We start from the raw sequence: 12,718 nt of genomic DNA on the forward strand, positions 1-12,718 counted from the left end.
AGCTGCTGTGAGCGACAAGACCTCCACTTCGCGCCGCGCCCTGCTGGGGGGAATCGCCGCTGCCAGCGTGGCTGCGGCGATCACTTCGGGCAAGGCGATGGCCGGGCCAACCGCGATTTCCTATTCGGGGCCCTCAATCCCGCTCTGGCCCGGAAAGGCACCGGGCGCGCCCGCGAAGCTGCCCGTCCGCAAGGTGCAGCAGCAGAGCAAGGACGCTGCCTTCGACGATCGCTGGATCACCGGCATCGCCACGCCCGGCCTCGAAGTGCGCCAGCCCGCCTATCGCGACGGATCGGCCGTGATCCTGCTGCCGGGCGGCGGCTATGGTTTCCTCGCTTGGGATAACGAGGGCGAGGAACAGGCCCGCTGGCTGACCGCGCGCGGCGTCACCTGCTTCATCCTCTCCTACCGCCTGCCCGGCGAAGGCTGGGCGAACCGCGAGACCGTTCCACTGCAGGACGTGCAGCGCGCCGTCCGCCTCGTCCGTTCGCGCGCCGGCGAATTCGGCATCGATCCCAAGCGCGTTGCCGTGCTGGGCTTCTCCGCCGGCGGCCATCTGGCCGGATCGATCGCCACCCGCTTTGACGAAAAGGTCTACGCGCCGGTCGACAAGGCCGATGCGCTTTCGGCGCGGCCCGACCTTGCCGGCTTGATCTATCCGGTAGTCAGCCTGTCGCAGCCCTTCACCCACGGCGGATCGCGCGACAATCTGCTGGGCGAAGGCGCCAGCGACGCGCTGCGGCAGGCCGGATCGGTGGAGAACCGCGTCACCGCGGACACGCCGCCGGTGTTCCTTACCGCCTCCAGCGACGACGGCCTCGTGCCGATCGGCAACAGCATCGCCATGTATACCGCAATGCTGGCGAAGGAGCGGCCGGTGGAATTCCACGGCTTCGACAAGGGCGGCCACGGTTTCGGCGCGCGCCTGCATGATGACGTTCCCGCCCATGCCTGGCCGGATCTGTTCCACGCCTATGGCAAGCGCCACGGAATCTTCACCGCGTGAAGCGACTCGCCCTACTGCTTTTGCCCGCCGCCGCTCTGCTGATCGGCGCGGGCGAACCGCAGCATTACCAGTCCAGTCCCGAGCGCCGCACGGTGCAGGACACGCGCGACTGGGGACCGTGGGCAGGGCCGTTTCGTGAGAAGCTGGTCCCCTCGATGATGCAGGATTTTGGCGAGCGCTACCTCTATGCGCCCGCCAATGCCGCGCTGCCCGCCCCGGCACCGAAAGAGCGGCGCGTCGTCTTCCTGGGCGATTCGATCACCGACATGTGGGACCTGCCGCATTATTTCCCCGGCAAGCCCTATGTGAATCGCGGCATCGGCAGCCAGGTGACGGCGCAGATGCTGGTACGTTTCCAGCAGGACGTCGTCGCCCTCAAGCCGCGCGTGGTGGTTATCCTGGGCGGCGTCAACGATGTGTCCGGCTTTTTGCAGATCGAGAGCGAAGACGGCATCGTCTCGAATATCGAAGCAATGGCCGACATCGCGCAGCGCCACGGCATCCGCGTGGTGCTCTGCTCGATTCTGCCCGTCACCAATACGCCCAGCGCGGATTACGTCGTGAAAGAGCGCAAGCCCGAGGAACTACGGCGGATCAACGCCCGGCTGGAAGCGCTAGCCAAGGCGCATGGCTATGCTTTCGCGAACTACTACCCGGCGCTGGCCGGCGCGGACGGGTTGATGGACCCGGCTTTCACGCACGATGGGGTGCATCCGCTTGCGAACGGTTACCAGCGTATGGCGCCGATTGCAGAGGCCGCCATCGCGCGGGCACTGGCCAGTAAAGGTCACTGATTTGCAAGGATTACGCCGCCCCTGACGGACATAGTGACGCAAAATCGTCACAGTTCACCGTGAGGTGTTAGCGGTCAACAGTTACTATGTTGCGCCACTATTACTCCAATGTTAGTTGGCGCGCATACGGGCACGGCTACTGCCATAAAGAATCGCCGCAGCCCGAATGTAATATGAATTGATAGCGCTATCATATGTTGCAGCGCAATATCGTGGGACCGGAGGGGACACATTAATGGCGTTTTTCACACAGATCCGTCGCGGATTCGCGATTGCTGGTAGCCAGACGACGCGCAGGAGCACGTTGGGCCTGGGCGTTTCTGCAACGGCGCTGGTCGCTTGCGCAGTCCCGAATGCGGCATGGGCGCAAGATGACGCATCGCAGGCTCCGTCCGCTGCCGAGGCGGACGCCATTGTCGTCACCGGCCGCCGTGCTGCCATTCAATCGGCGGATGATCGCAAAAAGAATGCGATCTCGATCGTCGATTCGGTGGTGGCCGACGATGCGGGCAAGCTGCCCGACAACTCCATCACCGAAGTGCTTCAGCGCGTTCCTGGCGTCACCATCGTCCGCTTCCAGTCGCTGAACGATCCCGACCACTTCTCGGCCGAAGGTTCGGGCATCCAGCTGCGCGGCCTGTCCGGCGTTGCCTCGCGCCTCAATGGACGTGACATCTTCAGCGCCAACGGCGGCCGTTCGCTGCAGTTCAGCGATGTCACCCCCGAACTGATGCAGGCTGTCGACGTCTACAAGTCATCCACGGCTGACCAGATCGAAGGCGGCACCGGCGGTTCAGTCGACCTGCGCACCAAACTGCCGTTCGACTATAGCTACGGCCTGCACTTCGCCGGCAGCAGCGACATCAGCATGGGCGATCTTTCGCAGAAGACGGACTATTCCGCTTCTGGCCTGGTTGCCGGCAAATTCAACACCGGCATCGGCGACATCGGCTTCGTGTTCGACTACGCGCACAGCCAGTTGTCGACCAAGTCGCAGTTCGTGCGCATGGAAGAGTTTTACCGCACCAACATCCAGGGTACGGACTATTTCATTCCGGGCGGCTACACCTACGGTGAAGAAAACTACCAGCGGAAGCGCGACGGTATCTACGGTGCGATCCAGTGGGCACCCACGTCCGACCTGACGCTGACCGGTGTCTACTTCCAGTCGAAGTACAGCAACACCGATACCGAATACGGTTCGTTCGTGACATCTCAGAGCCTTGCCGTCGACCCATCACAAAGCGTGTTCGACGACAATGGCGGCCTGATCTCCTCGCCGGCCGTTTTCCAGCGGGATCCCGTTACCGGACTGGCCAGCGGCGCACCGATTTCGAGCGGCGGGACCTCGGCGTTCTGGGAAGGCAAGAACAAGACCGAAGACATTTCGGGCTCACTGCACTGGACGCCTGCGAGCCTGCCCATCACCTTCGATGCCTCGTACCAGCACACCAAGTCGACCGCTTCGGTCGATCGCATCTCGGTATTCCGCACCGTCGACTTCCCGAACAGCTACGGGCTCGACTTGAGCGGCAGCCTGCCGCAGATTTCGGTACCGGCCGGCACGCAGGCAGCCCTCCTTGACCCTACCAACTACGCCTGGCAGGCGGTGATGCCGCATAACAACGACAACTCTGGCAAGATGGACTCCGTCCAAGGCGACCTGACCTGGGACGTCGGCGAAGGCTTCTTCAAGTCGGTGAAGGTCGGCGGCCGCTGGTCGAAGCGTACCGAGCGCGATCTGGACAACGGCTATGCCTGGTCCGCGCTGGGCTTCGGCTCGTTCGCGGATGGTCGCGCCAGCGATTACGAAGCACACGCCTTTAAGGATTTCTTCCGAGGTGATGTCCAGCTTCCGGGCACCCAGCTTTTCCCGTCGCAGGATTTCATCCAGAATACCAGCGTGCAAGGCTTCTTCGACCTCTATGGCGGTTCGCCGGGCCGTACGCCGGGCTTCATCCTGCCGGGCGACCAGACCGACTACACCACCAAGAACCTGGCCGGTTACGCCATGGTCAACTTCGGCACCAACTGGGGTGAATCGTCGCTGACTGGCAACGCCGGCGTGCGCGTCGTTAACATCAAGAACGCCAGCACCGGCTATTTCCAGCAGACGTCGACCCAGTTCGAACGCAATGGTCAGATCTACACGCTGGCCAACACCGCGGAGATCCGTGACGACGGCGCCGAATATACGCGCGTCCTGCCGGCCGTGAACCTGACCTATACGCCGATCAGCACGCTGCAGATCCGTGCCGCCTACAACATCACGATGGACAATGCGTCGTTCTACGACCTTCGTGCATCGGGTACGTTGGGCGTGAACACGCTCTCCGGCTCTGGCGGTAACGGTGTGCCGAACACCTTCGCGAACTACACCACCACCAGCGGCGATCCGACGCTGAAGCCGACGATGTCGAACAACTTCGACCTCTCCGTCGAATGGTATCCGAAGCCGGGTACCACCCTGCACGTCGCGGGCTTCTACAAGAGCATCAAGGATCTCGTCGTCTTTGGCGCTGCCCAGCGCAATATCACGGTTCAGTTCGCGGACGGCACGTCGGAACAGGCGCTCGCCACGACTAACGACGCACATACTTCCGATGAGACGGCCACCGTCAAGGGCGTCGAAATCGGCGGACGCACGTTCTTCGACCAGCTTCCCGGCTGGCTCGCCGGCATCGGCGTGGAGGCGAACTACACGTTCATCGACAGCAAGAATCCAGGCGACCTGTACTTCGACATCGATGGTGTGAAGCGTAACGACGTTCCGCTGAAGGGCCTTTCGAAGCACAACCTGAACGCTGCGTTCCTGTACGAAAAGGATCCGTTCTCGCTGCGCATCGCCTATAGCTGGCGTTCGAAGTACCTGCAGTCGACCACCGCAAGCGGTACGAACAACACCTACACCTACTACGATGCGAACGGTGTTGGCACCAGCGTGCCCACCAACCTGCCCGTCTATGGCGCTAGCTACGGCACCCTGGACGCGGGCCTCACCCTGCGCGTCAACGAACATCTGAATGTCCAGCTTCAGGCGCAGAACATCCTGAATGCCACGCAGAAGACGCTGATGGGTGGCAACCCCGGTGGCACCCTCTACGGGCGCAGCTGGTTCCAGAGCGACCGACGCTACCGAATGGGCGTCAACGTTACGTTCTGATGAATAACTCGGGCGGGCCAGAAGGCCCGCCCGATCCATATCGGGGGAGTTGATCTAATGGATGCCAACGGGAAACAGGTTCTCGTGGTGGGGGGCGGTACCGCAGGCTGGCTGACTGCGGGCTATCTCGCCAAGATGCTGGGTACCGATCTTCCCGGCGGCGCACGCATCACTCTGGTTGAATCTCCCGAGATCGGCATCATTGGTGTGGGTGAGGGAACATTTCCCACCATCCGCCGCACTCTTCAGCGGATCGGCGTTCCGGAAAAAGAACTTCTCCGGCGCTGCGAAGCCACCTTCAAACAGGGCGTCAAGTTCGTCGACTGGTTGCACACGCCGGGTCATGGCGGGGCCGACAATTACCTTCATGGCTTCCAGGAAGCCGACGACCGCAATGGCGGGCCGGAACTGCTTCCGTACTGGCTCCTGGGCGAAGCGAACGGCCTCTGTTGGGACGAGGCCAGCACTCCGCAAAAACGAACTGTAGATGCCTTGCGCGGGCCGAAGCTGGCGACACACCCGGAGTATGCCGGCGTGTTGAACTATGCGTTTCATTTCGATGCGGGCGCGCTGGCAGAACTCCTGCGTGATCAAAGCGTCGCCAATGGCGTCGTGCACATTTCCGACACCGTCCAGGAAGTCCTTTGCGGAGAAGATGGTGCTATCTCAGGCGTTCGTACCGAGAAGAACGGCCTCCTCAGGGCGGATCTCTATATCGACTGCACCGGTTTTCGCGCCGAACTGATCGGCAAGGCGCTGGGTCAGAAATGGAAGAGCTGCACCGACGTGCTGTTTTGCGACAGCGCTATCGCTGCGCAGGTGCCATACGAAAGGGCGGAGACTTCTATCCAGTCATGCACACTCTCGACTGCCCGTGATGCTGGTTGGATTTGGGACATTGGCCTTCAAACCCGCCGGGGAACCGGATACGTCTATTCATCAGCCCATTGCGCCCCCGAAACGGCGGAACGCACCCTGCGCAACTATCTGGGCGCGCAAGGCGATGCGGTGACGACTCGGCGGCTCCAGTTCAACGCAGGCTACCGCGAGGTGAATTGGTACAAAAACTGTGTGGCAGTGGGTCTTTCCAGCGGATTCTTTGAGCCGCTTGAGGCCACTGGAATCGTTTTTTCAGAGATCGCCGCCGGTGCCATCGCCAATCTGTTCCCATGGGCAAACGACTTCGAAACTTCCGCCCGCCAGTTCAATGCGATCATGCTGGAGCGATATGAGAGAGCACGAGACTTCCTGAAGATGCACTACAGTCTGAGCAGACGCGCGGATTCCGATTTCTGGATCGACAACACGCGCACTGAGACGATCCCCGACAGTTTGCTCGAACTGCTCGACCGTTGGCGCCATCGCCCGCCCAACGAAAAGGACTTCAATCCCAACATCGACATCTTTCCAGCCTCGAGTTGGCAATGCGTCCTGTACGGAATGGACTGGAAAACGGACCTGTCGGCGAAGGCCGGCGTCATGAGGCTTCGGTCCGAGGCTCAACAAGCCTTCGAGCAAGTGCAACGCCAAAGTGATTATGCTGTCCAGAACCTTCCCGAAAACCGGGAACTTCTGCGCCAGATGCTCGCCGGGAGCGATGGATCTACGATCAAGGAATTTGCCGGCGCGAAGCGGTAGTGTTTCGGTAAGTGGTAACTGGTCAGGGTTGCAGGTAATCTTTGGGGCCCCTGCACTGATCTCCGATGGTGTAGAGCAGGTGCTTTCTGCTTGCTTTTGCGACCATGAACCGCCGGCACATTTGCATCCGGACGCTACCGTCGGCCAGGGTCGCGAGTCGCGCAAATGCATCCGTTATCGTGAAAGCGGCGGAATGGATGCCCACGCACGGAGTCCTAATGGCGGCACACGCGCGGACGAAACAACCTCCGCCTAAGCCAGCCGCAAAGTCTTAGGCGACCATTGCGGGAACGCCTGGCGGGGCATCTCGTGCCAGCGATGGCTGGATTGCGCTTCGGGTCTGATTTCTGCCCGCTCTCTTGGCGGCGTAAAGCAATTGGTCTGCCCGTTCGTAGGGTTTCTCCAGCCCCTCGTCGCCAAGGAAATTGGTGACCCCCATGCTCGCCGTCACCGCCCGTTCAAGACCCGGCACCGTGCTGGCGACAACCACGGGGATCGCCTGGCGCCGAAGCTCGGCCTGAACCTCGGCGTCGTCGCCGCGTAGGAGCAGCACGAACTCCTCGCCGCCAAAGCGGTAGGCCCGAACGCCCGGCCCGGCCTGAAGCGCTTTCGCCACGGCCTTGAGCACGGCATCGCCGACGGCATGGCCGTTCACGTCGTTGATCGCCTTGAAATTGTCGAGATCGACGACGGCTAGTGTGGCGAACCCTTCGGCCTGAAGCTGCTCGAACTGCTGTTCGATCGCACGCCGATTCAGCAGGCCGGTCAAGGGGTCGGTCTCGGACAATCGCTCAAGCAGCTCGGCCTCGCTGCGCGCGCGGTCTCGCTCGCGCTTTATGGTCACGAAGCGATCCGCCATGCCGAGCGTAGTGAAGAGCACTTCGCAAATGCAGCCGACATAGAACAGGATCATGGCATCGAAGCTGTGCGACCATGGGATCACGCCCGTCACCAGCCGGATCAGGGCGACCAGGACCATGGGCATATATCCGACCGCCTGGAACTTCGCGGCGCGGCTGCCCCGGCGCAATGCGTCGATCACCGACATGATGAAGACAGCAAGCACCGGCGCGAATGCCGCCGTATAGGCGGTCGATTGCACAGGCCGCGCCACGAACGGGAACGCTGCATGGAAGGTGCTGAGGACTATGGCCCAGGCCGCGCAATAGGGCAGCAGGCGCCGCAGCAGCGGGTGCATCAGTCCTGGTTCGATGAAACTGTAAGTGAACATCGTTCCCGAGCCGATCGTCATCCCGAAGATCAACGCCGTCATCCAGTTCAACGTCATTGCGGGCGGATCGAAGAACATGACCGAGAGCCCCGACGACACGAGGATCGTCATCAGCAGCGAAAGAGCGAGAACCGAGTGCCAGAGCACGAAAGGTTCGCGCAGAGCGCGATAGAAGGCGGCATTGAAGAACAGCGGCATAACGAGCATGCCGCCAAGCCCGGCCAGAATGATCAGGAACCGCATGTCGGCTGTGCCGCCGACCGCATCTTCGGGCGCGAGATAGGCTCTCTCCAGCGTCATCCGGTGGCTCGGCAAGTCGACCGCGACGACGATCTGCCGCGTCGCACGCGTCACGCCCGGCAGGGGCGTCTTGAAGTAGCCTCCCGCCATCGAACTGGGCAAGGCCGCCGCAGCGACCGAGGCCCGGCGAATGGCGCCATCCCGATCGATCGCGAGCAGATGCACCGCGTCAAGCGCGCTCCGCCGCGAGAGGAGGTATCGGGGAAGCGGTTCCGCCGCGTCGATATCGAAGCGCAGCAGCACGCGTTCGGCATCGATGGAGAATTTCCTGTTTCCGCAGGACCAACGCTCCCCCTTGCGAACTATTTCGGTGATGTTTTCGGAAATAGGTCCCGATGCCCAGCACGAACTACTGATACCATCACGGTCCGATTGTTCAATTCCGCCGACACTGAAGTAGGTCAGCATTACCATTAGCACGAAGGCAGCCAGCAATTTTTCTCGAAAACCAAGCAAAATCGGCCGCCTACGATTGAATAAAACGCTTTCTAAACCATTATAGAGGCCCGAAATGCGTATCGGTTACAGAACGCTGTAGAACAAGTGCTGCCATACGGCCGGACGCCAAGCGCCCGCCGCACACCCGCCCCGGCGGGCCGCCCCCGCCAGGCTTTCCGAAATTCCCGGTATCCTGCGGACGCGCTATTGAACGGCTGCGAGGCGCGGTTCGTGGACGTCAGGTTCTGCAATCAGCGCAGCGGCCTGCTGCTTGAGCGTCGCGAGATTGCGCCGTGTCGCCCATACAGGCGCGGGACGGCCGAAATAGTAGCCCTGAGCGAAGTCGCAGGACCAGCCTTGCAGGATCCGGGCCTCGTCCTCCTCCTCGATCCCCTCGGCCACGACCTGGATGCCAAGGCGATGGCAGATGTCGATGACCCCCTGGACCAGCGCTGCGCTGCGCTCGCTTTGGGTGCGGCCGCCGCTGACGAAGCTTTTGTCGAGCTTCAGGCGCTGGATATCGAACTCGGACAGATAGCTCAGCGACGAATAGCCGGTGCCGAAATCGTCAAGCGCCAGCGAGTAACCCCGTTGCCGCAAACCCATGAGATTGGCGCGAACCGTGTCTGAATCGGCGAGCAGAATGCCCTCCGTGATCTCGAAACCGATCGCCTGCGGGCTGATGTTGTAACGCGCCCGATTGAAGTCGATCTGGCCCAACAGCGCCGGGTTCTCCAGCTGGAGGGGGGAAAGGTTGATGGAGGTCCGCAGCCCCAGCCACTTGCGACTGTCGGCGAAGGCCTGAGCGATGATCCATTCGCCCAGTTGGGGCATCAGGCCCAGTTTTTCGATAACCGGAACGAACTCCGCAGGCGTTGCCGCCCCTTCCTTCAGGCGCAGCAGCGCTTCGACACCGGAAGGGCGCATGGTACGAAGATCGACGATCGGCTGATAAAACAGCTCGAACCCCTGATCGTCGATCGCCTGCTTCATCTGCGCTTCAAGATCCTTGCGCGACTTGAAGGCAAGACCCAGCGTGGGGTCGTAGATGACGTGGCGGGCCGTACCGGCCGCCTTGGCTGCGCCCAGCGCGATATCGGCATTCTGCATGAGGTCTGTGGCCGTGTGCCCATGCTCTGGCGCCGCGACGATGCCGGCGCAAAGCGTGGCAACCGTGGTGGGATGGCCCCGCTTGCGCTTCTTCACGGAAACCTGCGTCGCCTTGGGCCCCAACGAGTGGATCTGCCCTGCCCCGACGACAAGAATGGCGAATTCGTCACCGTCCAGCCGGGCGATCATGCAACGGTCTGCGCTGAAAACCTTGACCAGCTGCTTGCTGAACTCGCGAATGACCTCATCGCCGCCACGCAGGCCGAACGCATCGTTTATCGCACTGAAATCATCGATATCGAGCCGGAGGAGCTGGCAGGGATGGTTGCCGGCGATCTGGTCCAGCCTGTGCATGAACGTCGCGCGATTGACCAATCCGGTAACGGGATCGAACCGTTCGAGAAAGCTTGCGCGCGAGATGGAAGTGCGGGCCTTGCGCGCGATGCTCCAGAACAGGGCTAGGATGATGGCGCCGAACACCAGCTCCGCAGGCAGCACGTAGTGAGTCAGAACATCACCCGGCCGATCCGATACCCAGACCAGATTGCCGATCGTTTCGCCGTCGATGGATTCCAGCGGCTGCCGCTGCCAACCGGCGATCACCGGGCGGTACGGAGAGAACAAGGCAAACCGATCCAGCAGGAAGGCGTGCCCCCAACGCGTTATGGTGGGATCGTCAAGATAGGTGAACGTGACGATGTCCAGCGGCATCCCCCCCGAAGCGATCGGCGCGGCGGAGACTATCGCCGTATTGCCGTTGATGCTGCGGATGTCCGTTGTCGCGGCGCTCGCGCGTTGCTGGCGCTCTGCGGGCAGCGGGCGCGCAATGTCCGCCACCGCTGCCGACAATTCTTCCATCTCACGCGTGGAAGCCCGGCCATGCTCGGAAAATCCATACAAGGGACCATCCGGCCCGACGATCAGAACGGCCTTGGTGCCGACCGTCGACGTGATCGGCTGGCCCAGTTCCTCGTCCAGCCACCCGGCCGCCCCGTCGGCCCCGTTTGCCGCAAGCTGACGCGCAAGTTCCAGGCGCTGCCCAAGGCCCTTGGCCTGTTCCTCGGAATTATGGCGCGCGCGTCCTATGGCATCGCGCACCTGCTCCACCTGACGCTGCGATGCCTGATGGTTCAGGGTAGTGCCGGCAGCCCACAACGCCCCGGCACCGCCCAACGTCATTGCGATGATCGCAATGATCGCGCCAGTACTTCGCTTTGCCACGCGATAATGGCGGGGGGTGTCCATTTCCGATCCTTGTTCGCGCATCCAGATCCGCGTTGTGTTTAAGATAGGCGCTTCGACGACCCTGCGGTTCAACCATTCGAATTTTCCAACTTCCCGCCCAGCAAAAAAGGCGGGGAAATTGGCTATGAAGAGCACCGACCAGCCGACCGGGCAGGACCAACTTTGACGATTCCCGAAGGAGACAATACCGCGCGATGGTTACCGACTCCTCACCTGACGAGACGATTCTGCAGTCGCAGGTCCCGAGCGGTTACCTGCCATGCGCGATCGCGACGGCGAGCGATGCGATCCTGATCCGACCGATTGCAGTGGCGATGGGAAGCACGCGGAGCACGCCCCCAGGCACGCTGAGACCAGGGCCAACCGCACAGACGGCGCGCACCTCAGCTCCAGCGTGACATTCCGCCGCATTGGCGCAGGATTGGAGAAGGCGCCGTCAAGGGCCGGGCGAACCTCTGCTGCTTACGGGTTTCGTTCAGTCCAGCACCGCCCGTCAGCTCCGCCTGCTGCACAGTTGACGGGCGGTCGCATGCGACGCGGGCGCGAGATCACGTCCATATCGCGCAGCCGTGGTCGGCGATGACCAGCGCAGCGCCTGGGCGATCGAGCCCGCATCCTCCCCCGCCGCGAACAGGTCCTGCGTCAGGCCAACGCGTAGCGAGTGCGTGCTCAATGTCGCGATCGCCGCATCCAACGCCTGGCCCGTGAGAGGAACGAGGCCCATATCCGCAGCGCGCCGCGCAGCGCGCTTGATGATCAGCCTCACCGCCGCCGGCGTCAAAGCGTGTTCACCGATAGCGTAGTCGACACGCGCCGGTCGGCCGGCACTCGCGCTCAGGCGCTCATCACCTCCCCGATAATTCCACGCCAGTTCGCGGATCGGCCGCGCCTGCATGCCGCTGCGCGCCTTGAATCGGCGTACCGCTACGCGGCGGAACATCGCTCCGTCGTGTATACCGGATTCCTCGACCCAATCGGTAAGCCGGCGCACTGCTTCCGGTGAGACCCAGGCGCGGGTGCCCCGCCCGGCCTGGTCGGTCATCGAGCACCGAACCGGGAGATGCGCGGAACCGTCGTCCTGCAGCTCGATGTCAGCAAAACCGACGGCCACGAGTTCGGAGACGCGCAGGCCAGTGTCATAACCCAAAGACAACAGCGCCGCATCGCGGAGCCCAGGTGGGGTGAGGTCGCAAGCTTCAAGCAAAGCATTGAGGGTAATGCCCTTGGCGGGCGCCGTTGCCAGCCCGTCGTTGCCAAGGCGGATAGGATCGGCGGTACGCTGGGCTGCGCTCCTACCGCGCAATTCGAGTAAAGCATCGCGCACGCTGTCCCTCTTGGTAGGACTGGAACAACCGAGAATGCTATGAATAGCAGCGAGCGACGCAAGGCGGCGAGCGACGGTGGCCGGTTTCAGGCCGCGTGCCTCGCAATCCTCGATGTAATGAACGACCTGCACCTCACTGGCAGGAAGTCCTGGTAGGCATCCGCCTCGGCAAAAGGCTGCATAGTCATCCAGATCGGTGGCGAGCGCCTTGACGCTGGCAGGTGCGCGCACTGCCATTGCTTTGCGAAACGCCGGTTCGTCGATCCGGCTTCGGTCTTTCACCAATTCCCTGAGCAGCTCAGCGAGTTGAGAGACACGATCGATAGTTCCACCACCGCCCCGCTGCGGCAGTGTCCGCTCGCCTGCGCGATAGACGGTGATGACCGCGTCATCGCCGGTGGGGCTTTCAACTGGAGGCAATGCTGGGGTTTGCGCCATGATCCATCCTTCGCCAAGGCCGCCAGCAGAC

The 12,718-nt window shown here is 62.3% G+C and carries 7 protein-coding genes; 4 read left to right on the forward strand and 3 right to left on the reverse strand.

Going from position 1 to position 12,718, the window contains the following annotated elements; genetic code table 11:
• The first annotated feature begins 7 nt into the window (after positions 1 to 7).
• The 4 genes from WBP07_RS26325 to WBP07_RS26340 all read left to right on the forward strand — a co-directional run bounded on the left by WBP07_RS26325 (position 8) and on the right by WBP07_RS26340 (position 6,601).
• Complete coding sequence (locus WBP07_RS26325) at positions 8 to 1,006, forward strand: alpha/beta hydrolase (RefSeq protein WP_395398034.1); 999 nt, start codon at positions 8 to 10, stop codon at positions 1,004 to 1,006.
• The gene (locus WBP07_RS26330; protein WP_395398035.1) at positions 1,003 to 1,800 is read left to right on the forward strand and encodes a GDSL-type esterase/lipase family protein; all 798 of its coding nucleotides are present in this window, start codon (positions 1,003 to 1,005) and stop codon (positions 1,798 to 1,800) included. Before WBP07_RS26325 ends, WBP07_RS26330 begins: the two co-directional genes overlap by 4 nt.
• 235 nt (positions 1,801 to 2,035) lie before the next feature.
• On the forward strand, positions 2,036 to 4,963 hold the full coding sequence (locus tag WBP07_RS26335) for a TonB-dependent receptor (protein WP_395398036.1): 2,928 nt from the start codon (positions 2,036 to 2,038) through the stop codon (positions 4,961 to 4,963).
• 57 nt (positions 4,964 to 5,020) lie between these two features.
• Positions 5,021 to 6,601, forward strand: coding sequence for a tryptophan halogenase family protein (locus WBP07_RS26340; RefSeq protein WP_395398037.1), 1,581 nt, complete (start codon positions 5,021 to 5,023; stop codon positions 6,599 to 6,601).
• 271 nt (positions 6,602 to 6,872) lie between these two features.
• Here the strand turns inward: WBP07_RS26340 and WBP07_RS26345 are convergent, their stop codons facing one another.
• The 3 genes from WBP07_RS26345 to WBP07_RS26355 form a co-directional block, all read right to left on the reverse strand.
• Positions 6,873 to 8,375 (reverse strand): diguanylate cyclase, encoded by a 1,503-nt coding sequence (locus tag WBP07_RS26345; protein ID WP_395398038.1) that lies wholly within the window; start codon positions 8,373 to 8,375, stop codon positions 6,873 to 6,875.
• A 399-nt stretch (positions 8,376 to 8,774) separates the two neighbouring features.
• Complete coding sequence (locus WBP07_RS26350) at positions 8,775 to 10,925, reverse strand: putative bifunctional diguanylate cyclase/phosphodiesterase (protein WP_395398039.1); 2,151 nt, start codon at positions 10,923 to 10,925, stop codon at positions 8,775 to 8,777.
• 493 nt (positions 10,926 to 11,418) lie between these two features.
• A complete protein-coding gene (locus WBP07_RS26355) occupies positions 11,419 to 12,687 on the reverse strand; it encodes an integrase (protein WP_395398040.1) in 1,269 nt (422 codons plus the stop codon).
• Positions 12,688 to 12,718 lie beyond the last annotated feature (31 nt).

Source organism: Novosphingobium oxfordense, from assembly GCF_044029435.1.
In the GTDB taxonomy this organism is placed as follows: Bacteria; Pseudomonadota; Alphaproteobacteria; order Sphingomonadales; family Sphingomonadaceae; genus Novosphingobium.